At 72.3% G+C, this 26,010-nt stretch carries 24 protein-coding genes; 17 read left to right on the plus strand and 7 right to left on the minus strand.

The features are described 5' to 3' along the window. The first annotated feature begins 93 nt into the window (after window positions 1-93). The 10 genes from AB0M43_RS35150 (at window position 94) to efeB (ending at window position 10,528) form a co-directional block, all read left to right on the plus strand. Window positions 94-1,461, plus strand: a complete 1,368-nt coding sequence (locus tag AB0M43_RS35150; RefSeq protein ID WP_363731092.1) for a phosphomannomutase/phosphoglucomutase — start codon at window positions 94-96, stop codon at window positions 1,459-1,461. A 20-nt stretch (window positions 1,462-1,481) separates the two neighbouring features. After that, entirely contained in the window at window positions 1,482-1,667 is a 186-nt protein-coding gene (locus tag AB0M43_RS35155) for a Trm112 family protein (RefSeq protein ID WP_363731095.1), read from the plus strand. Beyond that, window positions 1,664-2,857, plus strand: coding sequence for an SIS domain-containing protein (locus tag AB0M43_RS35160; RefSeq protein ID WP_363731097.1), 1,194 nt, complete (start codon window positions 1,664-1,666; stop codon window positions 2,855-2,857). Before AB0M43_RS35155 ends, AB0M43_RS35160 begins: the two co-directional genes overlap by 4 nt. Next, window positions 2,854-3,774: a cation diffusion facilitator family transporter gene (locus AB0M43_RS35165; protein ID WP_363731100.1), complete on the plus strand. Its 921-nt coding sequence runs from the start codon at window positions 2,854-2,856 to the stop codon at window positions 3,772-3,774. The genes AB0M43_RS35160 and AB0M43_RS35165 overlap by 4 nt, the downstream gene beginning before the upstream one ends. Continuing rightward, window positions 3,774-4,862, plus strand: a complete 1,089-nt coding sequence (manA, locus tag AB0M43_RS35170; RefSeq protein WP_363731102.1) for a mannose-6-phosphate isomerase, class I — start codon at window positions 3,774-3,776, stop codon at window positions 4,860-4,862. The genes AB0M43_RS35165 and manA overlap by 1 nt, the downstream gene beginning before the upstream one ends. A 254-nt stretch (window positions 4,863-5,116) precedes the next feature. Then, window positions 5,117-5,653, plus strand: coding sequence for an NUDIX domain-containing protein (locus tag AB0M43_RS35175; protein ID WP_363731104.1), 537 nt, complete (start codon window positions 5,117-5,119; stop codon window positions 5,651-5,653). Window positions 5,654-5,694: 41 nt separating this feature from the next. Next, the gene (ahcY, locus tag AB0M43_RS35180; RefSeq protein WP_363731107.1) at window positions 5,695-7,140 is read left to right on the plus strand and encodes an adenosylhomocysteinase; all 1,446 of its coding nucleotides are present in this window, start codon (window positions 5,695-5,697) and stop codon (window positions 7,138-7,140) included. 167 nt (window positions 7,141-7,307) lie between these two features. Continuing rightward, the gene (gene efeU, locus AB0M43_RS35185) at window positions 7,308-8,141 is read left to right on the plus strand and encodes an iron uptake transporter permease EfeU (protein WP_363731162.1); all 834 of its coding nucleotides are present in this window, start codon (window positions 7,308-7,310) and stop codon (window positions 8,139-8,141) included. After that, window positions 8,138-9,274, plus strand: coding sequence for an iron uptake system protein EfeO (gene efeO / locus AB0M43_RS35190; protein WP_363731109.1), 1,137 nt, complete (start codon window positions 8,138-8,140; stop codon window positions 9,272-9,274). Before efeU ends, efeO begins: the two co-directional genes overlap by 4 nt. Window positions 9,275-9,289: 15 nt before the next feature. After that, window positions 9,290-10,528 (plus strand): iron uptake transporter deferrochelatase/peroxidase subunit, encoded by a 1,239-nt coding sequence (gene efeB, locus AB0M43_RS35195; protein ID WP_363731112.1) that lies wholly within the window; start codon window positions 9,290-9,292, stop codon window positions 10,526-10,528. 112 nt (window positions 10,529-10,640) lie between these two features. Here efeB and AB0M43_RS35200 read toward each other — a convergent pair whose 3' ends face one another. After that, on the minus strand, window positions 10,641-11,636 hold the full coding sequence (locus AB0M43_RS35200; RefSeq protein ID WP_363731115.1) for a stage II sporulation protein M: 996 nt from the start codon (window positions 11,634-11,636) through the stop codon (window positions 10,641-10,643). 62 nt (window positions 11,637-11,698) lie between these two features. Here AB0M43_RS35200 and AB0M43_RS35205 point away from each other — a divergent pair, with 62 nt between their 5' ends. Then, on the plus strand, window positions 11,699-12,532 hold the full coding sequence (locus tag AB0M43_RS35205; RefSeq protein WP_363731165.1) for an RDD family protein: 834 nt from the start codon (window positions 11,699-11,701) through the stop codon (window positions 12,530-12,532). A 40-nt stretch (window positions 12,533-12,572) separates the two neighbouring features. Here AB0M43_RS35205 and AB0M43_RS35210 read toward each other — a convergent pair whose 3' ends face one another. The 6 genes from AB0M43_RS35210 to AB0M43_RS35235 all read right to left on the minus strand — a co-directional run bounded on the left by AB0M43_RS35210 (window position 12,573) and on the right by AB0M43_RS35235 (window position 18,570). Next, window positions 12,573-13,871, minus strand: coding sequence for a DUF58 domain-containing protein (locus AB0M43_RS35210; RefSeq protein WP_363731117.1), 1,299 nt, complete (start codon window positions 13,869-13,871; stop codon window positions 12,573-12,575). Beyond that, window positions 13,868-14,848 (minus strand): MoxR family ATPase, encoded by a 981-nt coding sequence (locus tag AB0M43_RS35215; protein WP_363731120.1) that lies wholly within the window; start codon window positions 14,846-14,848, stop codon window positions 13,868-13,870. The genes AB0M43_RS35210 and AB0M43_RS35215 overlap by 4 nt, the downstream gene beginning before the upstream one ends. Next, complete coding sequence (locus tag AB0M43_RS35220; protein WP_363731123.1) at window positions 14,841-16,244, minus strand: DUF4350 domain-containing protein; 1,404 nt, start codon at window positions 16,242-16,244, stop codon at window positions 14,841-14,843. The genes AB0M43_RS35215 and AB0M43_RS35220 overlap by 8 nt, the downstream gene beginning before the upstream one ends. Beyond that, complete coding sequence (locus tag AB0M43_RS35225) at window positions 16,241-16,849, minus strand: DUF4129 domain-containing protein (protein WP_363731124.1); 609 nt, start codon at window positions 16,847-16,849, stop codon at window positions 16,241-16,243. Before AB0M43_RS35225 ends, AB0M43_RS35220 begins: the two co-directional genes overlap by 4 nt. Beyond that, on the minus strand, window positions 16,846-17,754 hold the full coding sequence (locus AB0M43_RS35230) for a hypothetical protein (protein ID WP_363731126.1): 909 nt from the start codon (window positions 17,752-17,754) through the stop codon (window positions 16,846-16,848). The genes AB0M43_RS35225 and AB0M43_RS35230 overlap by 4 nt, the downstream gene beginning before the upstream one ends. Window positions 17,755-17,910: 156 nt before the next feature. Beyond that, on the minus strand, window positions 17,911-18,570 hold the full coding sequence (locus AB0M43_RS35235; RefSeq protein ID WP_363731168.1) for an FCD domain-containing protein: 660 nt from the start codon (window positions 18,568-18,570) through the stop codon (window positions 17,911-17,913). Between the two features lie 49 nt (window positions 18,571-18,619). Here AB0M43_RS35235 and AB0M43_RS35240 point away from each other — a divergent pair, with 49 nt between their 5' ends. The 6 genes from AB0M43_RS35240 to raiA all read left to right on the plus strand — a co-directional run bounded on the left by AB0M43_RS35240 (window position 18,620) and on the right by raiA (window position 25,599). Continuing rightward, window positions 18,620-19,837 carry an MFS transporter gene (locus tag AB0M43_RS35240; protein WP_363731128.1) on the plus strand — a complete coding sequence of 406 codons (1,218 nt, stop codon included), beginning with the start codon at window positions 18,620-18,622 and terminating at the stop codon, window positions 19,835-19,837. Window positions 19,838-19,909: 72 nt separating this feature from the next. Beyond that, window positions 19,910-20,599 carry an MtrAB system response regulator MtrA gene (gene mtrA, locus AB0M43_RS35245; RefSeq protein ID WP_197006945.1) on the plus strand — a complete coding sequence of 230 codons (690 nt, stop codon included), beginning with the start codon at window positions 19,910-19,912 and terminating at the stop codon, window positions 20,597-20,599. Window position 20,600: 1 nt separating this feature from the next. Further along, window positions 20,601-22,241 carry an MtrAB system histidine kinase MtrB gene (gene mtrB / locus AB0M43_RS35250; RefSeq protein WP_363731132.1) on the plus strand — a complete coding sequence of 547 codons (1,641 nt, stop codon included), beginning with the start codon at window positions 20,601-20,603 and terminating at the stop codon, window positions 22,239-22,241. Further along, on the plus strand, window positions 22,231-23,988 hold the full coding sequence (locus AB0M43_RS35255) for an LpqB family beta-propeller domain-containing protein (protein ID WP_363731135.1): 1,758 nt from the start codon (window positions 22,231-22,233) through the stop codon (window positions 23,986-23,988). Before mtrB ends, AB0M43_RS35255 begins: the two co-directional genes overlap by 11 nt. Window positions 23,989-24,086: 98 nt before the next feature. Further along, window positions 24,087-24,797 (plus strand): phosphoribosyltransferase family protein, encoded by a 711-nt coding sequence (locus tag AB0M43_RS35260; protein ID WP_363731138.1) that lies wholly within the window; start codon window positions 24,087-24,089, stop codon window positions 24,795-24,797. A 184-nt stretch (window positions 24,798-24,981) separates the two neighbouring features. Then, complete coding sequence (gene raiA, locus AB0M43_RS35265) at window positions 24,982-25,599, plus strand: ribosome-associated translation inhibitor RaiA (protein ID WP_363731140.1); 618 nt, start codon at window positions 24,982-24,984, stop codon at window positions 25,597-25,599. The last annotated feature ends 411 nt before the right edge of the window (window positions 25,600-26,010 follow it).

The raw sequence follows: 26,010 nt of genomic DNA on the forward strand, positions 1-26,010 counted from the left end.
TCTGGGGCCTTCCACTGGCGCCTCAGTCCATCGGATGGCGTCTCGGGTAGGCTGCCCTTTCGGTACTTTCAGCACCCGTTAGGAGCGCAGCCGGTGGCTGACCTGGCCAGCATCGTCAAGGCGTACGACGTCCGGGGCACGGTCCCGGACCAGCTCAACCCGGAGGTGGCCCGCGCGATCGGCGCGGCGTTCGTCCAGGTTCTGTCCGCTGACGGCCCCGTCGAGAGAATCGTCGTCGGGTACGACATGCGCCCGTCGTCGCCCGAGCTGGCCGCCGCGTTCGCCGCCGGGGCCACGGCGCTCGGCGCGGACGTCGTCGACGCGGGCCTGTGCTCGACCGACCAGCTGTACTTCGCCTCCGGCTCGCTGGACATCCCGGGCGTGATGCTCACCGCGAGCCACAACCCGGCGCGGTACAACGGGCTGAAGATGTGCCGCAAGGGCGCCAAGCCGATCGGGCAGGACACCGGGCTGACCGCCATCCGCGACGCCGCCCAGGCGATCCTCGACGGCGCGGACGTCGTCCCCGTCGAGCGGCCCGGCGTGGTGGCGAAGCAGGACCTGCTGGTGCAGTACGCGGGCTACCTCAACGCGCTGGTCGACCTGTCCGGCAGCCGGCCGCTGAAGGTCGTCGTGGACGCCGGCAACGGCATGGCCGGGCACACCATCCCCGCCGTGTTCGGCAAGGACCTGCCCCTCGACGTCGTCCCGATGTACTTCGAGCTCGACGGCACCTTCCCGAACCACGAGGCCAACCCGCTGGAGCCGGCCAACCTGGTCGACCTCCAGAAGCGGGTCGTCGCCGAGGGCGCCGACATCGGCCTCGCGTTCGACGGCGACGCCGACCGGTGCTTCTTCGTCGACTCCGACGGCGCCCCGGTGTCCCCGAGCGCGGTGACCGCCCTGGTCGCCGTCCGCGAGCTGGCCAAGGCCCCCGGCGGCACGATCATCCACAACCTGATCACCTCGCGCGCCGTGCCCGAGATCGTGGCCGAGCACGGCGGCGTCGCGGTGCGGACCCGGGTCGGGCACTCCTTCATCAAGGAGGAGATGGCGAAGACCGGTGCCGTGTTCGGCGGCGAGCACTCGGCGCACTACTACTTCAAGGACTTCTGGGGCGCCGACACCGGCCTGCTCGCGGCCCTGCACGTGCTCGCCGCGCTCGGCGAGACGGACGCCCCCCTGTCGGAGCTCGGCGCCCGCTACGAGCGCTACGCCGCCTCTGGCGAGATCAACTCCACTGTGGCCGACCAGGCCGCGAAGGTCGCCGAGATCGCCGCCACGTACGCCGACGCGGAGACCGACACCCTCGACGGCCTGACGGTGTCGCTGCCCGACGGCGCGTGGTTCAACGTCCGGGCCTCGAACACCGAGCCCCTGCTCCGCCTGAACGTCGAGGCCCCCACCGCCGAGCGGATGGCCCAGGTGCGGGACGAGGCTCTCGCAATCATCCGCCGCTGACAAGGAGTCTGAGGAACACCATGGCGCTTGACCCCGCACTGCTCGACATCCTCGCGTGCCCGGACACCCACCACGCCCCGCTGACCCTCGACGAGGCGGCGGCCACCCTGACCTGCACCGAATGCGGGCTGGTCTTCCCGATCCGGGACGGCATCCCCGTCCTGCTGCTGGACGAGGCCGCCCGCCCGGCCGGTGACGGGCAGTGAACCCGCTCGACGGTTCCGCCGGGGTCAAGGGCCACCGGCACATCGACGAGGCCCTGCTGGACGACGCCGACGGCCTGGCCGCCGCCGACTCCGGCAAGATGCTGCTCGCCGTCGCGGGCGCGGGCGCGCAGCTCCGTGAGGTCGCGGCGCTGGCCAGCGAGATCAACCTGTCCGGGCTCGCCGACGAGGGCCGCCCCCGGGCGGTCGTGATCGCCGGTCTCGGTACGGCCGGGCGGACCGGGGACGTGCTGTCCACCGTCGCCGGGCCGCGCTGCCCCGTGCCGATCATCCAGCACGGCGGCGCACCCGGTTGGCTCAGCGCCAGCGACGTGGTCATCGCGATCTCCGCGTCCGGCCGCAGCCCCGAGGCCCTCGCCGCCGCCGACTCCGCCGCCAAGCGGGGCGCGCGGCTCGTCGCCATCGGCGCCCCCGACAGCGAACTGCAGGCGATGGCCGAGCGGGCCCGCGCGCCGTTCATCCCGGTGCCCCGGCGCGGTCCGGCCATGGTCAGCCTCTGGGCCCTGACCGTGCCCGTGCTGCTCGCCGGCCGGGCGCTGGGCCTGGTCCGGATCGCCGAGGCCGACTTCGCCGAGACCGCCGCGCGGCTGGACGCCGAGGCCGAGCGCTGCCGGCCGGCCGCCGAGTCGTTCACCAACCCGGCCAAGTCGCTGGCGTTGGACCTGGCGAACTCCGTACCCATCGTCTGGGGTTCCTCCGCTCTGGCCGCCGCCGGGGCCCGCCGGGTCGCCGACGTGCTCTCCGCCAACGCCCGCTACCCCGCGATGGCGGACTCCCTGATGGAGGCCAACCGGGGCCGGGTCGGCCTGCTCGACGGCGTGTTCGGCGGTCTCGCCGAGGGCCAGCGCGACATCTTCGCCGACCCGTCCGACGAGCCCGACCCGACCCGGCTGCGGATCCTGCTGCTCCGCGACGGCGGCCTCGACACCGAGGACGGCGCGTCGGAGACCCCCGCGATCGACGAGCGCCGGGCGCACGCGGTCGAGCGGCTGGCCGAGCGGCGCGGCGTGCGCTGCACGGTGCTGCGCGCCGAGGGCGGCTCGCCCCTGGAGCGGCTGGCGTCGCTCGTCGCCGTCCCCGATTTCGCATCGATCTACCTGGCGCTGGCGCACGGGCTCGACCCGCTGGCCGTCCCCGCCGTGTCGGAAATGAAGGAGCTTTCGGCCACATGAGTTCTGAAGGCGGCACCAAGGCCGTCGTCGCCGCGCTGTTCGCGAACCTGGGTATCGCGGTCACGAAGTTCGTCGCCTACGGACTGACCATGTCCTCCTCGATGCTCGCGGAGGCCATCCACTCGGTGGCCGACTCGGGCAACCAGGTGCTGCTGCTGGTCGGAGGCAAGCGCGCGCAGCGGGCGGCCACCCCGCAACACCCGTTCGGGTACGGCCGGCAGCGCTACATCTACGCGTTCATCGTGTCGATCGTGCTGTTCAGCGTCGGCGGCCTGTTCGCGCTGTACGAGGCGTACCACAAGTTCCACGACCCGCAGCCGATCACGGCGTGGAAGTGGGTGCCGGTCACGGTGCTGGTGGTCGCGATCATCCTGGAGAGCCTGTCGTTCCGGACGGCGATCCGGGAGTCGCGCGGGCCGAAGGGCAACGCCACCTGGGCGCAGTTCGTCCGCCGGGCCCGGGTGCCGGAGCTGCCGGTCATCCTGCTCGAGGACCTCGCGGCGCTCGTCGGCCTCGTGCTCGCCCTGTTCGGCGTGAGCATGACCCTGATCACCGGGGAGGGGATCTGGGACGCCGTCGGCACCGGCCTGATCGGCGTGCTGCTCGTCATCGTGGCGGTCGTGCTCGCCATCGAGATGAACAGCCTGCTGATCGGCGAGTCCGCCACCGAGGAGGACCAGGCCCGGATCGTCGCGGCGATCACGACCGGTGACGAGGTGGAGCGGGTCATCCACATGAAGACCCTGCACCTGGGGCCGGAGGAGTTGCTGGTCGCGGCGAAGGTCGGGATCCGGCACGACAGCACGGCGGACCAGATCGCCAAGGGCATCAACGCCGTCGAGGCCAGGATCCGGGAGGCCGTCCCGACCGCCAGGGTGATCTACATCGAACCGGACATCTACCACGCGGAGCGGTGATGGAACGCCTGACGGGCGTGATCCGCCCTTACGCCTGGGGCTCCCGGCACGCGCTGGCCACCCTGCAGGGTCGGCCGGTGCCGAGTGAGGGGCCCGAGGCGGAGTTCTGGCTCGGGGCGCATCCGGGGGACCCGTCGGCGTTGGACCGGGGCCGGCTCGACGAGCTGATCTCGGCGGACCCGGTGGGGGTGCTGGGCGAGGAGTCGGCGGCCGAGTTCGGCCCCCGGCTGCCGTTCCTGTTCAAGGTGCTGGCGGCCGAGGAGCCGCTGTCGTTGCAGGCGCACCCGGACGCGGCGCGCGCCGCCGCCCGGTACGCCGAGGGCAACGTCAACTATGTGGACGACCAGCACAAGCCCGAGATCCTGGTGGCGCTGGCCCCGTTCGAGACGCTGTGCGGCTTCCGGGAGCCGGGCGCGACCGCGGACCTGCTCGCGGGGGTGCCCGCCCTGGCCAAGGCCGTGGAGCTGCTCCGGGCCGGGGACCTGCGCGGGGCGGTGGAGTTCCTGCTGACGTCCCCGCCGGGGCTGGTCGCCGAGGTGCTGGCCGGCGGGCTGCCGGCGGCGCAGCGGGCGCTGGTGGGGCATCTGGCGGACCGGTACCCGGGGGATCTCGGCGCGCTGGTCGCCCTGCTGCTCAACCACGTGGTGCTGGAGCCCGGCCAGGCGATCTTCATGCCGGCGGGGAACCTGCACGCCTACATCCGGGGGATGGGCGTGGAGCTGATGGCCGCGAGCGACAACGTGCTGCGCGGCGGGCTGACCCCGAAGCGGGTGGACGTGCCGGAGCTGCTGGACGTGCTGCGCTTCGAGGCGCTGGCCGATCCGGTGGTCCGTTCGGTGCCGGTGTCGCCGGGGCTTTCGGCGTGGCCGGTACCGGTCCGCGAATTCGCGCTGTACCGGGCGACGGTGTCCGACACGCCGGTGGAGCTCGACGCGCCGGGGCCGAGAATTATTTTGTGCACCTCCGGACGGGTCGCCGCGAACGGGCTCGAACTGGCCCGGGGCGAGGCCGGTTTCGCCGCCGCGACCGAGGGGCCGATTGTCATGACCGGTCATGGTGAGGCATACCTCGCGGCAGTCGCTCGTTAGGGCTTTTTTGCCCATGACAAGAGTGTTATTTCCGGATTGTGCTTGACCTCACCTCACCCGTGTGTGACGATCGAAATACGCAACGTCACGACTGAGGGGTTCGTGACGTGCGGGGAATGCAAACCGGGGGGAAGTGCGGAACGGCCACCAAGCGGCGGCCGTTCCGCACGTTGTGCGCCCGTTCCGTGACGCAGATGACCACGCGCACGGGTGTGCGAAGGCGGAGACGCCCCTCAGCGAGCTACGGTCTACCAGTGCGTGATGGCTTCTGGATCGAGCCCGGTGTCCCCCTGCCCGACCTGAGGCAGGGCACCACCCGGCCTCTGCTCGTCGGCGTCGTGGCGATCTCCGCAGGGAGAGCGTTCCTACAGCGCAGACTCGGCGACCACCCCGCGTTCCCCGGCGCGTTGGACGTGATCACGGGATTCCCGCACCCCGGAGAGTCCATGGTCGGCGCGATCGCCCGGCTCGTCGCCGAGGAGACCGGCTGGCAGATCCGCCGGGTCGTGTCCTGCGCGGGCTTCACCACGTGGCGTACCCCGGCGGGCGAGCTCGTCGAGACGGAGTACGCGGTGGAGGTCGCCGGCGCCCTGCGCCAGCCGAAGTCGGACCTGCCGGTCCGCGACTACTTCACCTGGGCCGGGTGTGACGAACTCGACGTCTTCGCCGGACTGGGCGATCGTGGGGCATATCTGCGCAGCGTCGCCGACCGCGCGCTGCGTGACGTGGCCAACGCCCCGGACCGCCCTATCCCGTTTCCCGGGGATCCCCTCCACAACAGCTACCGCTAGTGTTGATGGCTGATGCGTAGCCGCGCGATGAAAGGGAATCCATGACGCTCGCCTCCGGGGACTACAAGGTCGCCGATCTGAAGCTCGCAGCCTTCGGCCGCAAGGAAATCCAGCTCGCCGAGCACGAGATGCCGGGCCTGATGGCGATCCGCAAGGAGTTCGCCGCCACCCAGCCGCTCGCCGGCGCCCGGATCGCCGGGTCGCTGCACATGACGATCCAGACCGCGGTGCTGATCGAGACCCTGACCGCCCTCGGCGCGGACGTCCGCTGGGTCAGCTGCAACATCTTCTCGACCCAGGACCACGCGGCCGCGGCGATCGTCGTCGGCCCGGACGGCACGGTCGACGACCCCAGTGGCGTCCCGGTCTTCGCCTGGAAGGGCGAGACCCTGGAGGAGTACTGGTGGTGCACCGAGCAGCTCTTCAACTTCGCTGACGGCCAGGGCCCGAACATGATCCTGGACGACGGCGGCGACGCCACGCTCCTCGTGCACAAGGGTCGCGAGTTCGAGCTGGCCGGCGCGGTGCCGGCGACGACGGAGGCCGACTCCGAGGAGTACACGGTCATCCTCGACACGCTGCGCCGCTCGCTCGCCGAGAGCCCGGACCGGTGGACGAAGATCGCCGCCGGCATCAAGGGCGTCACCGAGGAGACCACGACCGGCGTGCACCGCCTGTACGAGATGCAGCGGAACGGCGAGCTGCTCTTCCCGGCGATCAACGTCAACGACGCGGTCACCAAGTCGAAGTTCGACAACAAGTACGGCTGCCGGCACTCGCTGATCGACGGCATCAACCGCGCCACCGACGTGCTGATCGGCGGCAAGGTCGCGGTCGTGGCCGGCTACGGCGACGTCGGCAAGGGCTCCGCGGAGTCGCTGCGCGGCCAGGGCGCCCGGGTCATCGTGACCGAGGTCGACCCGATCTGCGCGCTCCAGGCGGCGATGGACGGCTACCAGGTCACCACCCTGGAGGACGTCGTCGCGACCGCCGACATCTTCATCACCACGACCGGCTGCTACGACGTCATCACCGCCGAGCACATGTCGCAGATGAAGCACCAGGCGATCGTCGGCAACATCGGCCACTTCGACAACGAGATCGACATGGCCGGCCTGGCCAAGATCCCGGGCATCGTCAAGGAGGAGGTCAAGCCCCAGGTGCACACCTGGACCTTCCCCGACGGCAAGTCGATCATCGTGCTCTCCGAGGGCCGGCTGCTCAACCTGGGCAACGCCACCGGGCACCCGAGCTTCGTCATGTCCAACTCGTTCAGCGGCCAGACGATGGCGCAGATCGAGCTGTTCACGAAGCTCGACCAGTACCCGATCGGCGTCTACACCCTGTCGAAGGCGCTGGACGAGAAGATCGCCCGGCTGCACCTCGGCGCGCTCGGCGTCAAGCTGACCGAGCTGCGCAAGGACCAGGCCGAGTACCTGGGCGTGCCGGTCGAGGGCCCGTACAAGGCGGACCACTACCGCTACTAGGTCTTCGGGTGCCGAAACCGGGCGCCGAATAAGAAGACGGTAAATACCCGAGAGAGCCGCGCCACATCGGCGCGGCTCTCTTTGCCTGCCCTCACGCTGGGCGTTAAGGTGTGCCTGCCCTTAGTAAGGACCGCCTAGCCAACCGTGGAGTGCCCCGCGTGAACGCGATCCTGCCCAGCTTCCTGATCGGCCTCCGGGAGGGGCTGGAGGGCACGCTCGTGGTCAGCATCCTCATCGCGTACCTGGTGAAGGCGAAGCGCTCCGACCGGCTGCCGCACGTGTGGGCCGGGGTGGTCGCGGCCCTCCTGCTGTCCGTCGGCGCGGGCGCGCTCCTGGAATACACGGGGACGGCGCTCGGCTCGAAGCGCGAACTGTACGAGGCGGTCACCTCCGTCGTCGCCGTCGGCTTCGTCACCTGGATGATCTTCTGGATGCGCCGGACCGCGCGCAGCCTCAAGGGCGAGCTCACCGGCAAACTCGACGAGGCCCTGAAGATGGGTACGTTCGCCGTCGTCGCCATGGCGTTCCTCGCGGTCGTCCGGGAGGGCCTGGAGACCGCGCTGTTCTTCATCGCCGCCGCGCGCGGGGCCGGCGAGCAGGCCGGGCCGCTGATCGGGATCGCCGCCGGGGTCGCGACGTCGGTGGTGCTCGGCGCGCTGCTGTACCGGGCGGCGCTGCGGATCAACCTGACCCGGTTCTTCTTCTGGACCGGGCTCGCGCTGATCTTCGTCGCGGCCGGCATCTTCAAGTACGGCTTCCACGACTTCCAGGAGGCCGGGGTCCTCGGCGGGCTGAACACCTACGCCTTCGACATCACCGGCTGGTACGACCCGACCGCCTGGTACGCGGCCCTGCTCTCCGGGCTGGTCAACTTCACCCCGCAGCCGACGGTCGTGGAGACGGTCGCGTGGCTCGCGTACCTCGTACCCGTCCTGACTGTTTTTCTCTGGCCCGCCCCCGCCGCGGTCCCGTCCACCAAGAACGAAGGAGCACGTCTGTGACGCGCGTCAACCGCCTCACCGCCCTGGCCGCGGCCAGCCTCGTCGTCGGGGCCGGCCTCGCCGGTTGCTCGTCGGACGACAAGAAGGACGCCAAGGCCGGCGGCCCGATCGCGGTCACCGCCACGGACAAGGAGTGCAAGGTCGCCAAGACCGAACTCGCCTCCGGTACCCACACCTTCGCCATCCAGAACAGCGGCAGCAAGGTCACCGAGTTCTACGTGTACGCCACGGGTGACCGGGTGATCGGCGAGGTCGAGAACATCGCGCCCGGCCTGAAGCGCGAACTGATCGTCGAACTGGCCGCCGGCAGCTACGAGGCGGCCTGCAAGCCCGGCATGATCGGCTCCGGGGTGCGCAGCACGCTCAAGGTGACCGGCGAGAACAAGCCGCTGACCGACGACGCCGCGCTGGCCGCCGCGACCGCGAGCTACCAGAAGTACGTCCAGAGCCAGACCGGCGCGCTGATCACCAAGACCGGCGAGTTCGTCGACGCGGTCAAGGCAGGCGACGCGGAGAAGGCCAAGGCCCTGTTCCCGATCGCCCGGACCTACTGGGAGCGGATCGAGCCCGTCGCGGAGATCTTCGGCGACCTCGACCCGGCGATCGACGGCCGCGAGGACGCGCTGGAGCCCGGCCAGGAGTTCACCGGCTTCCACAAGCTCGAAAAGGACCTCTGGGACACCAAGGACATCTCCAAGTCCGGCCCGGTCGCCGACAAGCTGCTCGCCGACGTGAAGCTGATCGTGGCGAAGGCCAACAGCGAGGTGCTGTCCCCGGTCCAGCTCGCCAACGGCGCGAAGGAGCTCCTCGACGAGGTCGCGACTGGCAAGATCACGGGTGAGGAGGACCGGTACTCGCACACCGACCTGTGGGATTTCGCGGCCAACCTCGAGGGCTCCAAGGCCGCCATCGCGGCGCTGCGCCCGGTGCTCGAGAAGAAGGACGCCGCCCTGGTCAAGACGCTGGACGAGCAGTTCGCCGCCGCCGAGGCCGCGCTGAACAAGCACCGCGACGGCGATGGCTGGAAGTTCCACGACAAGCTGTCCAAGGACGACCTGAAGACGCTCTCCGACGCGATCAACGCGCTCGCGGAGCCGATCAGCAAGGTCGCCGCCGTGGTCGTGAAGAAGTAGTACGGGAGGCCTGCGATGACCAGACGGCGCACGGTACTCGGCGCGGCCAGCCTCGGGATCGCCGGAGTGGCGATCGGCGCGGTGGCCGGTGACATGGCCTCCGACTCGCCCTCGGTCGCGGCGGCCTCCACCTCGGACCCGGTGGCGTTCCACGGCGAGCACCAGGCCGGGATCGTCACCCCGGCCCAGGACCGGCTGCACTTCGCGTCCTTCGACGTGATCACCAAGAAGCGCTCCGACCTGGTCGACCTCATGAAGGACTGGACGAACGCGGCCCGGCGGATGACCGCCGGGCGCGACGCCGGCCAGTACGGGGCGACCGGCGGGCCCGGCGAGGCTCCGCCGGACGACACCGGCGAGGCGCTCGGGCTGCCCCCGGCCGGGCTCACCCTGACCATCGGGTTCGGCGGCACGCTGTTCCGGACCGCCGACGGGGTCGACCGGTTCGGGCTGGCCGACCGGCGACCGGCGGCGCTCGCGGACATCCCCCGGCTGCCCGGCGACGCGCTCGAAGCCGCCATCTCCGGCGGGGACATCTGCGTGCAGGCCTGCTCGTACGACCCGCAGGTCGCGGTGCACGCCATCCGCAACCTGGCCCGGATCGGATTCGGCAAGGTCACCATCCGCTGGTCGCAGCTCGGCTTCGGCCGCACCTCGTCCACCAGCACCACGCAGGCCACGCCCCGCAACCTGATGGGCTTCAAGGACGGCACCCGCAACCTCAAGGCCGAGGACGGCAAGGTCCTCGCCGAGCAGCTGTGGGTGCAGCCCGGCGACGGTGCGGCGTGGATGACCGGCGGCAGCTACGTCGTCACCCGCCGGATCCGGATGCACATCGAGACCTGGGACCGCACCTCGCTCGACGAGCAGGAGCAGATCATCGGCCGGCACAAGGGCAACGGGGCGCCGCTCGGCAAGCGCGCCGAGTTCGACGAGCCGGATCTCGCCGCCAAGGACATGGCCGAGGACGCGCACGTCCGGCTCGCGCACCCTGACAGTCACGGCGGGGCGCAGCTGCTGCGGCGCGGGTACAACTTCGTGGACGGGTCCGACGGGCTCGGCCGGCTCAACGCGGGGCTGTTCTTCATCGCGTACCAGCGGGACGCGCACAAGCAGTTCGTGCCGGTCCAGCGGTTGCTGGCGCAGAAGGACACGCTGAACGAGTACATCAAGCACACGTCGAGCGGGTTGTTCGCGTGCCCGCCCGGGGTGCGCGACGACAAGGACTACTGGGGGTCCGCGCTGTTCGCGTGACCTGTGTCGTGCGGAGCCGGGGCCCGGGTGGTCCCGGCTCCGGCGTGTCCGGGGCAGGTCGGGCCGAGACGCGGGTCGGCTGTTCCGGGCCGTGACCGGCTCTCGTCGCGCGTCAGACCGTCGGCGCGTACTCCTCGCGCGACTCGCGCACGATGTCCCCCGTCTCGCCCCGGGCCGCCGCGCGGGACCCGAACGCGAACACGTACACCAGGAAACCGCCCCAGACCCCCGCGCCGATCAGGATCCGGGCGACGGTCGGCAGCCCCGACGGGGTCACGAACGCCTCCACCCCGGCGCTGACCAGCAGCACCACCACCAGGCCGACCGCGACGGTCATCGCGGCCCGGGTGGTCTCCGCCAACGACCGCGACCGGGTCAGCCCCGGGCCGGGCACGATCCACGACCAGCCGATCCGCAGGCCCACCCCGGCGGCCACGAACACGGCGGTCAGCTCCAGCAGGCCGTGCGGGGCGAGCAGGCCGAAGAAGAGTTCGCCCCGGTCGTGGCTGATCATCACCCCGCCGGAGACGGCCAGGTTGAGCAGGTTCGTCCAGAGCATGTAGAACACCGGCACGACGAGTACGCCCGAGGCCAGGCACAGGGCGGCCACCCAGGCGTTGTTCGTCCACACCTGGAACGCGAAGTCCTGGGCGGGGTGCTCGGAGTAGTAGTTCTCGAAGTCGTGGTCGACCAGGCTGCTGATCTGCCCCTCGGACATCAGCGCCCGCTGGGTCTCCGGGTGCCCGGCGACGTAGGCCATCAGGAGCAGCCACACGCCGGTGAACGCCAGGCCCACGGTGATCCACCAGGCGCGGGCCCGGTAGACGGTCACCGGGAACGACACCGTGAAGAACCGGCCCACCTCCGACCAGCGGAACCGGTGCGAGCCGGTGATCGCGGCCCGGGCGGCCAGGACCAGCTGGGACAGCCGGGCGAGTAGCACCGGGTCGGGGGTGCGGCTGCGGACGACGGACAGGTGGGTCGTCGCCCGCTGGTACAGCGCGATCAGCTCGTCGGCCTCCTCGGCGGACAGTTTCCGCCGCCGGGTCAGGTGTTCGAGCCGCTGCCACTGGCCACGGTGTTCGGCCACGTAGGCATCGAGATCCACCGCGACAGGGTAGCGTGCACCCCGTGCCGGAGAATGCCCCTCGCCTCGTCAGCGGCGAGGCCGTGGAGCTGGATGTCCGGATTGCTCGGATTGGTTCGCGTGCCCTCGCACTCATGGTCGACGTACTCGTCCAGGCGGTGTTCGCGGGTTTCCTCGCCATCGTCGCGATCCCGGCCCTGTCCGCCGGTGAGGCGGCCGCCGCCGGGGCCTACATCCTCGGGTTCGTGCTGGTCTTCGTCGTCCTGCCGGTCACCGTCACCCTGCTGACCCGGGGCCGGTCCGTGGGCAAACTCGCCCTCGGCCTGCGGGTGGTCCGCGACGACGGCGGCCCGATCACCTTCCGGCACGCGCTGACCCGCACCCTGGTGGGCGTCGCGGTCGAGTGGCCCGGCGTCGCCCTGCCGGCCGGCCTGTGGGTGATGCTCGTGCACCCGCAGGGCAAGCGGATCGGGGACCTGGCCGCCGGCACGTTCGTCATCCACGACCGGGCCCCGGCGCAGTGGGGCTGGGTGCCGCCGATGCCGCCCGCCCTGTCCGGCTGGGCCCGCAACCTCGACCTGTCCGGCCTGCCCGACGACCTGGCGCTGGCCGTGCGGCACTACCTGGCCCGGAACCGGAGCCTGCGGATCGACGCGCGCCAGCGGATCGGGTTCGCGCTGGCCGCCGAGGTGACGGCCCGCACGACGCCGCCCCCGCCGCCGAACACCCCCGGGTGGGCGTATCTGGCGGCGGTGCTCGCGGAGCGCAACCGGCGGGCGGCGGGGCGGTTGGTGGCAGGGCGGGCGGCTTCGGCGCAGGTGTGGCCGGATCTGGCGCGGCAGTCGGGGCCGTGGGGTCGGCGGGCGACGTCCTCGCTGGTGCGGCCGGGCGCGCCCGGGGGCTACGGCGGGGCCTGACCCACCCCGAAAGGCCTTTTCTCCGGGTACGCCGGCCCCGCTACAGCTTCCCCTGGGCCTTCAACGTCAGATACAGATCCGCCACGGCCGGCGCGTACCGGTCCGCCGGCGCGTCCACCACGTGCACCCCGTACTTGCGCAGCACCGCCACGACCCGCCGGCGCTCCGCGAGGGTCCGCTCGGCGGCCGCCGCCGCGTACAGCGCCTCGGCGGACCCGCGCCCGGCGGCCATCTCGTCCACCACGGGATCGTGCACGGCGGCCAGGACGACGGTGTGCCGGGCGGTGAGCCGGGACAGGACGGGCATCAGGCCCTCGCCGAGCGCGCCCGGTTCCAGGGCGGTGAACAGCACGACGAGGGCGCGTTTGCGTTCCCGGCGGAGGATCTCGGCGACGACCAGCCCGAAGTCCGTCTCGACCAGGGCCGGTTCGAGCGGGGCCATGGCCTGGACCATCTTCGGCAGCAGGGTGGCCTTGTTGGCGCCCTCGACGGCGGCCCGCACGGCGGTGTCGACGGCGAGCAGGTCGACCCGGTCGTCGGCCCGGACGGCGAGCGCGGCGAGCAGCAGGCACGCGTCGAGGGCCGCGTCGAGCCGGGGCGCGTCGCCGATCCGGGCGGCGGAGGTGCGGCCGGTGTCCAGGACGCACAGCACCCGGCGGTCGCGCTCGGGCCGCCAGGTGCGCACGACCACGGACTCGCGCCGCGCGGTGGCCCGCCAGTCGATGGAGCGCACGTCGTCGCCGACCACGTACTCGCGGAGGGCGTCGAACTCGGTGCCCTGGCCCCGGCCCCGGGTGACCACGTTGCCGTCGAACACCCGCAGCCGGGACAGGCGTTCGGGCAGGTGCCGGCGGGACGTGAACGGCGGGAGCACCCGCACGGTCCACGGGGCGGCCAGCGTGCGGGACTGGAAGTAGGCGAACCGGAGCGGCCCGTAGGACCGCAGGGTCACCCGGTCGGCGGACCGGTCCCCGCGCCGGGTGGGCCGCAGGTCCAGGTCGATCCGGCAGTGCTCGCCGGGCGGGAGGACGAACTCGAAGGGCCGGTCGGGGGTGGCCCCCGCGGACGGCGGCCAGGCGTCGCGGAGCTCGGCGCGCAGTTCCGCGGCGCCGTTGTTGGTGACGGTGAGGCTGACCTGGCCGGAATCACCGAGCCGCAGTTGCCGGACGCCGTCGCGCGCGAGGGTCACCCGGGACAGCCGGACCGCGCCGAGCAGGTCGAGGCCGGCGGCGGCGAGGACGAGCCCGGTGTAGACGGCGAGGCCGAGCCACGGCGCGGGCCACAGCGGCAGGGACAGGGTGGCCAGCGCCAGCAGAGCCGCCGGGCGCCAGGTGATCATCGCGGGGTGGGGACCGTGGCCAGTACCGCGTCGAGCACGCCGTCCGGGGTGACGCCCTCGAGCTCGACCTCGGGGCGGACCCGGATCCGGTGCCGCAGGGTCGGCCGGGCGAGCGCCTTGACGTCGTCGGGGGTCACGTAGTCGCGGCCGGACAGCCAGGCCCACGCCTTGGACGTGTTGAGCAGGGCCGTGCCGCCCCGGGGCGAGGCGCCCAGCTCCAGCGACGGGGACTGCCGGGTGGCCCGGCACAGGTCGAGGATGTAGCCGAGCACCCCGTCGCTGACCTGCACGGCGCGGACGGCGGCCCGGGCGGCGTCGAGGTCGGCGACGGTGGCCACGGGCTTCACCGAGGACAGGTCGCGCGGGTCGAAGCCCTGGTGGTGGGCCCGGAGCACGGCGAGTTCGGCCTCGCGGCCGGGCAGGGACACGTTGAGCTTGAGCAGGAACCGGTCGAGCTGGGCCTCGGGGAGGGGGTAGGTGCCCTCGTACTCGATGGGGTTCTGGGTCGCGCAGACCACGAACGGGTCCGGCAGCATCCGTGCGACCCCGTCGACGGAGACCTGGCGCTCCTCCATGGCCTCCAGCAGCGAGGACTGGGTCTTCGGCGGGGTCCGGTTGATCTCGTCGGCGAGCATCAGGTTGGTGAAGACGGGTCCCTCGCGGAACTCGAACTTCGAGCTGTGCGCGTCGTAGATCAGCGAGCCGGTGACGTCGCCGGGCATCAGGTCGGGGGTGAACTGGACCCGCTTGGTGTCGATGGCCATCGCGGCGGCCAGGGTGCGCACCATGAGGGTCTTGGCGACGCCGGGGACGCCTTCGAGGAGCACGTGGCCCCGGCAGAGCAGGGCGATGAGCAGCCCGGTGACGACGGCGTCCTGGCCGAGGACGACCTTGCCGACCTCGGCCTGGAGGTTGGCGAGCGCCTCGCGGGCGCCGGGGGCCGCCGAAGCCTCGGGGGCCTGCTGGTGGTCAGTCACTGCGTGTCTCCCTGGTGGTGTCTTCCACAAGCTGGTCGATGGCGTCGGCCAGGGCGGTCAGTTCGGCGTCGGATTCGGGGACCGCCCCGTAGAGCAGGTCGTGCACGGCGTCGCCGGCCCACCCGGTGCGCGCGGCCACCGCGTCGACGATCTCGCCGGACCGGGCCCCGGCGGGCAGGCCGAGGGCGGGCACGAGGCGCAGCCGGGCCTGGGCGCGGACCGCGTCGAGGGCGGGTCCCCGGGCGCGGGCGCGGGCGTAGAGCCGGCCGCGTCCGGTGATGGTCTCGGTGCTGCGCACGACGACGGGCAGCCGTTCGGCGACGGGCGGGCCGAGCCGGCGGGCCCGGGCGAGGACGAGCAGCAGCCCGGCGACGGCGAGCCCGACGAGGGCGGCCCAGAACCAGGGCGGGAACGCGGCCCACAGCGGGTTGGGCGGCTCCTCGCCCTGGGGCTGCGGCGAGCTCTCGGGCCGGGGGCTCGACTTGCCGCCACCGCCACCGCCACCCCCGCCGCCCCGGGTGTCGGGGCCGACGATGTAGCAGGTGTAGGTGGGCTGCGGGGTCCCGGTCCGGGTCGGCGGGACGGTGCACCGTTCGGTGGGGCCGGGCGAGCCGGGCGGCAGGGTCACGCACACGACGCCGGGCACGCCCGGGGTGCCGCAGAGCTGGGGCCGGGGCGGTTCCGGGGCGAAGGTGGGGTCCGGGCTGCGGGACGGCTCGGCGAGGCTGTGCAGGTCGAGCCAGACGATCTTCGGGTACCGGCTGAGCAGCCCCACCGCGAGCCGCGCGTTGTCGTACTCGCCGATCCGTTCGTCGGTGAACGGGTCGGGCGCCCCGACGATGACGAGGTCGCCGCCGAGGTTGCCGGTGACGAGGACGTGGCCGTCGTAGCAGCTCCGGGCCCCGTCGAGCACGTACCGGCTGCGCCCGACCGCCGCCGGGCCGGCCCCGCCGAGGTCGCAGCCCCCCGGCCCGACGACCTCGGTGGCCCACCGTTCGCCGACGAGGCGGGGCGTGCCCTCGACGGTCTCGGCGGCGAGCGCGTCGAGGACGCCCTGGCCGGGCTGGACGAACACGACCCGGGTACTGGACGGCAGGAAGGACAACAGCCGGTAGAAGTCGGGTTCGAGGTACTCGGGCGCGGGCACGAACAGCGTCGCGTCCCCGTCCATGGCGTCGGTGACGGCGGCGCGCGCGGTGGTGTGCCGGACGACCCGCCGGCCGTCGGCGGTGAGCCGCCGTCGCAGTTCCGATCCGGCGAACCGGTCGGCGCTCTGCGGGGACAGGAACGCGTCGTCGCTGGTGGAGGGGCTGTCGACGGCGTGGAACACGAGGGTGGCCACGACGAGGAGGACGGCGACGATCAGCGGCGCGAACGTCTTCAACCGGGCCTTCACAGCTGCTCCCCGAGGGTGCGCATCCGGGCGTCCAGCTCGGCGGTGGCGGCCCGGTCGCCGTACCAGATGTCGGAGAAGATCCGGGTCGCCTCCCGCAGCGGCGCGTCGGCCGGGGGGAGCGCGGCGCCGGCGGCGGCGGCGAGTTCGGTGACGGTGGAGCCGGGCTGGGGGCTGATCACGCCCCGGTCGGCGAGCCGGCGGATCATGCCCCGGAGCCGCTCGCGCACGGCCTCCGCGTACCGCCCGGCGGCGGCGTACTGGTCGGCGAGGGACAACAGCACCTCGGCGGGGAGTTCGGGCAGCGCGTCGTCGGGGCCGTGGGTGACGTCCGCGATGGTGACGACCTTCGCGACCTTCGCGGGCTTCGGTCGGCGTCTCCACGGCCAGCGCAGCCGGGGCCGCCACCGGGCGAGCCGCCGGACGCCGCGCACGACCGCCGCGCCGGTCCGCCGGGCGGTGGCCAGCCACTGCCGCCACCAGCGCAGGGCGGCGATCAGCACCAGCGAGCCGAGGATCAGGGCCGCGCACAGGCCGGCGACGCCGCCGGGGAACCAGTCGGCGATGTCCGCGACCAGCGCGGTCCACCACCGGGCGAGAGCGCTCACCGCTGGCGCCCGAGCGGGGTGTGCGGCTGGTCCGGGTAGTCGGCGTCCGACGGCATCCGGGTGGGCGGGTGGTAGGAGTCCGGCGGGCGGAAGGCCGGGTTCGGGGTGGCCGGCCCCGGCGGGAGCTGGCCGGTGCCGGCCGGCGCCGGGGTGAGCACGTCGTCCACGGGCCGCCCCGTCGCCCGGGCCCGGCCGAGTTCGATGTCGAGGCCCTCGACCCGGATCCGGTTCTCCAGGTGCAGGACGACGTCGAGGCAGGCCAGGGCGGGGTACGCGATCCCGTTGACGAGGACCCAGACCCCGGCGGTGACGATCGGGTCGGAGATGTCGAACAGCCTGTCGAGCACCGTCGTGCTGGCCGCGGCGACCGCGATCCGGATGCCGAGCCACGCGCCGTAGCCGAGGATCCGGATCATGCCGGCGCGCAGGCTCCCGGCGGTGACCAGCCGGAACGACCGGCCGATCGAGCCGGCGGCATTGTCGACGGCGGCGACGGGCACCGCGAGGCCGAACAGCGCGTAGACCACGAACCACGGCGCGCCGAGCAGGAACGCGGCGACCAGGGTGACGACGGCGACGGCCACGGCGGTGAGGACGGGGCCGACGAGGCCACCGGGGGTGCCGCCGAGCGCGGTGCGGGCGGCCCGGCCCGCGTACACCGTGAGCAGGCCGATCGCGAGGCTCTCGAAGCCGAGTCCGCAGGCCAGCCAGGGCAGGTAGCTCAGCGGCTCCTCCCAGAACGGCAGCCGGGCCGCCCACAGCGGGGCGAGGGCGCACTGTTCGACGAGGGCGAGGAGCAGGCCGAGGGCGAGCAGGGGTTTGGCCCGGTTGCGGAGCAGGTCGGCGGCGGAGTCTAGGAGCTCACCGACGGCGAGGGGCCGGTCGGGCAGCGCGACGGACCCCACGGCTACCCCCGTTCACCAGAATTGAGCGGCCCTCATCTTGGCATGGGCACGCGAATCGCGCCGTCCCCCGTCCGGGCGGCGGCTCGGGGGCGGCGTCGACTCAGGCCCGGGCGCGGAACCGGCGGCCCGGGGCTCCGACACCGGGCCGGTGACGGGTCAGTTCTCCTTGAGGAAGCACTGCGCCTCGAACGCGGCCGCCTCCTCGTCCCCGGCGCGGATGGCCTCGACGAGCCGGCCGTGGTCCACGTACCCCTCTGGAGTGAGTTCTTCGCCGATCACCCGGTGCAGGCTGGCGCGCAGGGCGGTGCCGAAGTCGGCGTAGAGGTCGGCGAGCACCTTGTTGTGCGCGGTGGCGACGACGATCTCGTGCAGCGCGGAGTCGGCCTCGACGAACGCGGCCGCGTCGCCGGTGGCCCAGATCTCCTCGCGCCGGGCCAGAGCCAGATCGAGAGCCTCGAGATCCTGAGGGGTACGCCGCCGCGCCGCCAACCGCGCCGCCTCCACCTCGAAGGCCCGGCGCACCTCCAGCACGTCGCGGAACTCGGCGTCGGCGATCCGGCGCGCGACGGCCGAGGACAGCTCGCTGGCCGCCCGGACGTAGGTCCCGGAGCCCTGGCGGCAGTCGAGGAGCCCGGCGTGCGAGAGGGCCTTGACGGCCTCGCGCAGGGTGTTGCGGCCCACTCCGAGCTGGGCGGCGAGCTCCGGTTCGGGCGGGATCCGGGCGCCGACCGGCCATTCCCCCTTGGTGATCTGCTCGCGGAGCTGGTTGATGACCTGGCCGACCAGCGGAGATCGTGCCGTCGTCTCCAGTGGCATCACACACACTCCCTATCCCAAGTCATCCCATGATTCTACGATTACCCCCATGACCACGGTAACCGTAGAGCCCAGCAACCGACGCTTCGCGATCGAGGGCACCGGGCTGGTGCTCCTCGGGATCGTGCTCGTCGCCCTCAATCTTCGCCCGGCGGTGACCAGTCTGGGAGCGCTGCTCGACGAGGTGCGCGCGGGGCTGCACCTCTCGGGCACCATGGCCGGCCTGATCACCACCCTCCCGGTGCTGTCGTTCGCGGCCTTCGGGTCGATCACGCCCCGGCTGGCCCGCCGGTTCGGGCCGCACCGGATCCTGTCCTCGGCCGTCGCACTGCTCTCCCTGGGCCTGCTCGCCCGGGCGCTCACCGACTCCGCGTGGGTCTTCTTCGGCACCAGCGCGCTGGCCCTCGCCGGGATCGCCTCCGCCAACGTCCTGCTCCCGGGCCTGGTCAAGCGACACTTCCCGACCAAGGTCGGCCTGGTCACCGGCGTCTACACCATGACCCTGACCCTCGGCACCGCCATCGCCGCGGCCACCACCGTGCCGATGGCCAACGCACTCGGCGGCTGGCACTGGGGCCTGGCGGTCTGGGCCGCCGTCGCCGCGATCGCCGTCCTGCCCTGGCTGTTCCTCCGCCGGCACGACCGGGCCGGCCTGGCCACCACGGTCGCCGCGTCCCCGGTGAAGCCCGCCCGCACCAGGATCGGCTGGGCGCTCGCCGTGTTCTTCGGCGCCCAGTCGCTCAGCGCCTACGTCGTGATGGGCTGGCTGCCCCAGCTCTACCGGGACGCCGGCTTCTCCGCCCAGACCGCCGGCCTGCTGGTCGCCGGGCTGATGGCGATCGGCGTGCCGCTCGCGCTGTTCATGCCCGCGCTCGCCGCGCGCCGGCCCGACCAGCGGCCGGTCGTGCTCGTGCTCGTGACCGCCACCGCCCTCGGCTACCTCGGACTGATCTTCGCCCCGCACGCCGGCGCGCTGCTGTGGACCGTGCTCCTGGCCGTCGGCCAGAGCGCCTTCCCGCTCACCCTGGCGATGATCGGACTGCGCAGCCGGACCCCGGAGGGCACCGTGACGCTGTCGGCGTTCGCCCAGAGCGCCGGGTACCTGATGGCGGCCGCCGGCCCCATGCTGGTCGGCGCGCTGTACACATCGACGCACAGCTGGTTGCTCCCGCTGGTGTTCCTACTCGGTATCGTGGTCCTCCAGGGCGCTGTCGGAATGGTGGCCGGCCGGCCCCAGTACCTGGAAGATGCCCGTTTGCGGGATTGATGATCTCAAGATGATCACCCATCCTTGCCCGGGTAACCTTGGCCGCCCCGAGTAGATGGAAATATGTAACCCATGAGAGCTCGCGTACTGGTGGTCGACGACGACCCGGCACTGGCCGAAATGTTGGGCATCGTGCTGAGGAGTGAGGGTTTCGCGCCCTCCTTCGTCGCCGACGGCGAACGTGCCCTACCGGCATTCCGGGAGGCGCGCCCCGACATCGTGCTCCTCGACCTGATGCTGCCCGGCATGAGCGGCATCGACGTGTGCCGGCTGATCCGCGCCGAGTCCGGCGTGCCGATCGTCATGCTGACCGCGAAGAGCGACACCGTGGACATCGTCCTGGGCCTGGAATCGGGCGCGGACGACTACGTGGTGAAGCCGTTCAAACCCAAGGAACTGGTCGCCCGGGTCCGCGCCCGGCTGCGGCAGGGCGGGGACAACACGCCCGAGGTGCTCACCGTCGGACCGGTCGGTTCCCAGGTGATCATCGACGTGCCCGCGCACACCGTCATCCGGGAGGGCGAGGAGGTCAAGCTCACCCCGCTGGAGTTCGACCTGCTGGTGGCCCTCGCGCGCAAGCCGCGCCAGGTGTTCACCCGCGAGGTCCTGCTCGAGCAGGTCTGGGGCTACCGGCACGCCGCCGACACCCGGCTGGTCAACGTGCACGTCCAGCGGCTCCGCGCGAAGATCGAGCGCGACCCGGAGCGGCCGGAGATCATCCTGACCGTCCGCGGTGTGGGGTACAAGGCCGGCGTCGCATGACATGCGCCTCCTGACAGTCCTGTACGACAGGGGCGCCGCCCAGCTCATCCGGGCCTGGCGGCGCTCCCTGCACTTCCGCGTCGTCTCCGTGACCCTGGTGTCCTCGACGCTGCTCGTCGTGACCTTCAGCTGGCTGCTGGCCTCGCAGATCACCGCCGCGCAGGTCGGCTCCCGGCTGACCGAGGCGCAGAAGCAGCTGGAACAGGGCCGGTCGTACCTGGAACCGCAGTTCCGGGACCGGGGCGACGCGGCCGACCCCGGGCTCAACGGCTTCCTGCGGTACGCGACGGCGCTGCTCGTCCCGGCCGACCCCACCGCGTACTACGTGCTCCTGGAGCCGACCAACAAGGACTTCCTCAAGGCCGTCAAGCCGCAGTCCCCGCAGATCGAGGACACCAGGGCGGCCCAGGACGCCGTGCCCGCGGACCTGCGCCAGACGATCGAGCACTCGCGGAAGAGCGCGTACCAGTACGTGCGGGCCGACCCCGACGGGCGGGGCGAGCGGCCGTTCATCGTGGTGGGCACCACGGTCAACTCCGCGATGGGCCAGTACTCGTTGTTCTACCTCTACCCGCTCGACGAGCAGGTGGACTCCGCCAGCTCCGTGCGGACCACGGTCTTCGTCGCGGGCCTGGCCCTCGTGCTGCTCCTCGCGCTGCTGTCCGCCCTGATCACCCACCTCGTGGTCGGCCCGGTCCGGATCGCCGCGCGCACCGCCCAGCGGCTGTCCGCCGGGCTGCTGGACCAGCGGATGGAGGTGCGCGGCGAGGACGACCTCGCGGCGCTCGCCACCAGCTTCAACCAGATGGCCGCCAACCTCCAGCGCCAGATCAACCGGCTGGAGGAGATGTCGCGGCTGCAACGCCGGTTCACCTCCGACGTGTCCCACGAGCTGCGCACGCCGCTGACCACGGTGCGGATGGCCGCCGACATGCTCTTCGCGAACCGCGAGGACTTCGACCCGCTGGCCGCCCGCAGCGCCGAACTGCTCCAGGCCGAACTGGACCGGTTCGAGGACCTGCTGACCGACCTGCTGGAGATCAGCCGGTACGACGCCGGGTTCGCCGTCCTCGACACCGAGGCCGTGGACCTGGTCCCCATCGTGAACCGGGTCGTGGAACGCCTGCGCCCGCTGGCCGACCGCGCCAACGTCGAACTGCGCACCGTCGTCCCCGACGAGCCCGTCATCGCCGAGGTCGACCCGCGCCGGATCGAACGCGTCCTGCGCAACCTCGTCGGCAACGCCGTCGAACACGGCGAGGCCCGGCCGGTCGTCGTGACCCTCGCCGACGGCGACGGCGCGGCGGCCGTCACGGTCCGCGACCACGGCATCGGGCTCAACACCGGCGAGGACAAACTCGTGTTCAACCGGTTCTGGCGGGCCGACCCGTCCCGGGCCCGGCAGACCGGCGGCACCGGCCTGGGCCTGTCCATCAGCCTGGAGGACGCCCGGCTGCACGGCGGCTGGCTGGAGGCCTGGGGCGCGCCGCAGCTCGGCGCGCAGTTCCGGCTCACCGTGCCGCTGCGGGCCGGCGACCGGCTGCTGTCCTCGCCGCTGCCCCTCGTTCCCGAGGACGCCGAACCGCGGCTCGGGCCGATCCCGCCCGACGAACCCTCCCGGGGAGTACGCCATGCGTCGTAGGTTCCTGGCCGTCACCGTGGCCGCCGCGTGCGTGCTGTCCGGCTGCGGGGTGCCCGACTCGGGCCCGGCCGTCACGTACGGCGCGGAGCGCACCAACACCGGGGTCGACACCCGGCAGCCGTACAAGGTCGCCGTGCCCGAGGGCCTGCAGGCCCCCGACCAGACCGTGTCCGGCTACCTCCGCGCGGCCAACGGCACCCCCGAGCGGATGAAGGACCAGGTCAGGGCGTTCTTCACCCAGTCGGCGCAGGCCAGCTGGCAGGGCGGCTCCGGCGGCGTGCTCGTGGTCCGGGGCAGGGTGCACCCCCCGACCCAGGCGGTCGGCGTCGGCGCCGGGCCGTACGACGCGCGGGTCCAGGTCACCGGCGACGTCCTCGGGGTGCTCAACAACGGCTGGCTGGACCAGAGCCAGGCCCGGACCGGGTACTCGTACACGTACAACCTGATCAGCGCGGGCACCGGCAAGGGCTGGCTGATCGACAACCCGCCGCAGGGCATGATGCTGAGCATCGAGGCGTTGCAGAACGACTACGACCAGCGCCCGGTGTACTACCCGCCGAACGGCGAGGAGCGCAGCCTGGTACCCGACCTGCGCTACGTGCCCCGCAGTGTCTCGGTCTCCGCGTCCGCCCGCAACCAGCTCCTGATGGGCTGGCTCCTGGCCGGCCCGTCCTCGTACGTCGCCGGCGCGGTCAACTCGGCCGTCCCCACCAACACCGAACTCGTCGGCCTGCCCGTCGAGGACAACGCCAGCTCCACGATCATCGTGGACCTGTCCGCGCGGGCCGACGTCACCGAGCGGCTGGAGGCGATGGTCGCCCAGATCGCGGTGACGTTGCAGGCGAAGTACCTGGAGATCCGGATCAACGGCCGGACCAAGATCAGACCGCACGACCGCGACGCGTACTTCTACGACGCCTGGAACCCCGCGATCGGCCGCACCCCCCGCCCCCTGATGGTCGAGGGCGGCATGGTCCGCACGGTGCGGATCCCCGACCGGCCCGAGGAACAGGTTCCCGCGCTGCTCCGGGGCCGGACCAACGTGCGGTGGGCGGCCGGGCTCAACGCCACCGCCGCGTACGTGGCCAACGACGACGCGCTGTGGGTCGGCCGGGCCAACCAGTCCGACGACACCCGCTACAACCAGCCGATCCGGATCCCGGGCCAGGCGTTCACCAGCCCGCCCGCGATGTACAAGACGCCCGGCGGGCCGAAGGTGCTGATCGGGGCCGGCGCGCGGGTCTACACCGTCGACCAGGCCGACCCCAAACCCGACCCGGACCAGGTCACCATCAGCGGGGTACCCGGCGAGGGCGACGTGACCAGCCTGTCCGTCGCCCCGGGCGGCAAGCGGGTGGCGTTCGTCCGTGGCGGCCGGGCCTACGCGGGCATCTTCACCGACGCGACCCAGATCCGGGCCTGGCAGGTCGCCTCGCAGCTCACCGGGGTCACGTCGGTGTCCTGGTCGTCCGAGGTCGGCTTCCTCGTCTCCGGGATCGGCCAGCCGGTCACCGCCGGCGGCGCGAACTCGGCGCTGTCCCAGGTCACCTACGACGGGGCGATCGTCGAGCCGCAGTTCCCGGCGCAGACCACCCGCACCGGGCCCGTGGCGGCCTACGTCGGGCCCCCGCGCGGCGCGACGCTGGTGATGGAACCCCTGGTCGAGATCGAGGGCAGGATCCATCTGGTACGCCATCCCGGCGTCCCCGCCATCGCCGGCACGTCCCCGCTCTACTACGAGGACTAGCCCCCGACCGGCCGTTGTGCTGCCGCTGGTTGTCCACAGGCGGGGGAGTTGTCCACAGGCCGGCCCGCCGCGCCTACCGGACCGGGGACGCTCGGCGGGTGCTGCGTGACCTCATCGACCTCGTGCTCCCCGCCGACTGCCCCTGCGGCGGCCAGGGCCCGTTCTGCCCCGCCTGCCGGGCCGTACTGGCCGGCCCGCCCCTGCCCACCGCGCCCACCCCGGCCCCGCCCGGCCTGCCCCCGTGCCTCGCCTCCGGCCCCTACGACGGCCCCCTGCGCGACGTCCTGCTCGCCTACAAGGAGCGCGGCCGGCGCGACCTGGCCGCCCCGCTCGGCGACCAGCTCGCCGTCGGGGTGTCCCGCCTGTTGGCCAACGGGCCGGCCGTCCTGGTGCCCGTGCCCACCACGGCGGCGGCCGTCCGGGCCCGGCGCGGCGACCACATGGAGCGCCTGGCCCGCCGCGCGGTCGACACCCTCCGCCGGGGCGGCCGGCGGGCGACGCTCCTCCGCGCGCTGGTCGCGCTGCCCAAACCCGATTCGGCGGGCCTGAGCGCCGCCGAGCGCGCCCTCGCGGCCCAGGGTGCCTTCCGGGTCAGGGCGGGGTGTTCGGGGCCGCTGAGGGCGGGCCTGGCGGTGGTGTTGGTCGACGACATCCTCACCACCGGGTCCACCCTCGCGGCGACCGCGAATCAGCTACGGTCTGTAGATATACCGGTACGTGGAGCGGTGGTGATCGCGGCGACCCGACGCAGAGGTTCTCTCGACAATCGCGTGTCGCAGGCCGAAACGCCAACACTTGTCGGTAGTTAACTCAAACAGGGGGTGACGAACGGCTGAACACGCGTTAGCGTCGAGGGCCAGAGCACTCTTCACCGAGAGGAGGTCACCGGGTTTCGCAACACCGGCTGACGCTCCGGGGGGAGTGCGTCGAGCCGGCTCCCACCTGGGCAAACGTCCAGGTTACCCCAGATCGTGAAAGTGGGGGAGGTCTGCCGTGGAAATTGTCGTCAAAGGACGTAACGTCGAAGTTCCGGAACACTACCGAGTTCATGTGGCCGACAAGCTGGCGAAGATCGAGAAGTACGACCACAAACTCATCCAGGCCACCGTCGAATTGCTCCACGAGCCCAATCGGCGGCAGCGTGAGAGCAGTCAGCGCGTGGAGATCACGATCGCATCACGAGGGCCCGTCATCCGCTCCGAGGCCTGCGGTAAGGACTTCTACACCGCACTCGACCTCGCGGTGACGAAGCTCGACGCCAGGTTGCGGCGTTCAGCCGACCGGCGTCGCGTCCACCGAGGACACAGCACCCCGATCTCGGTGGCCCAGGCGACCGCCGCGCTCACCGCGAAGCAGATCGAGACCATGTTCGACAAGCCCGACTTCGCGAAGTCTCAGGAGTCCGACGGCTACGAGCACGAGGAACACCTGCCCGGCCAGGTCGTGCGCGAGAAGACGCACTCGGCCGAGCCCGTCACCATCGATGACGCTCTGTCCCAGATGGAACTCGTGGGCCACGACTTCTACCTGTTCACCGACAAGGAAACCGGCTTCCCCAGCGTCGTCTACCGACGGCGCGCCTACGACTACGGCGTGATCCGCCTGTCGTAACCGCCGGCCGACGTACGCGAGGGGCACCCCTACCCAGGGGTGCCCCTCCCCGTCACCCAGCCCCACACACAACAACCCCGGACCAGCCGGGCAGCCTCGCCCCGAGCCAAGCCACCCCACCTCGCACCGGGTCAAGCCACCCCACCCCGCATCGGGCCAAGCCGTGCAGTGCTGCCCCTCCCCGGTCGCCGGGCTGCTCTGCCGCGCCCCGCACCGGGCTAATCCGCCCCGCACCGGGCCGAGTCGGGCGTCCCGCCCTGGGCCGGACCGCCTCGCCCTGGACCGTGCCGCCCCGCCCCTCTCCGCCAGCCACTCCACAACGACGAGTACAGGTCCGTGGCGGTTCGTTGGAAGAGAGTCGAGTAGACGATGAATTACAAAAAAAAACCCCCCAGCTCCCCCCCCCCCCCC

It is taken from the genome of Longispora sp. NPDC051575 (assembly GCF_040681875.1).
GTDB lineage: Bacteria > Actinomycetota > Actinomycetes > Mycobacteriales > Micromonosporaceae > Longispora.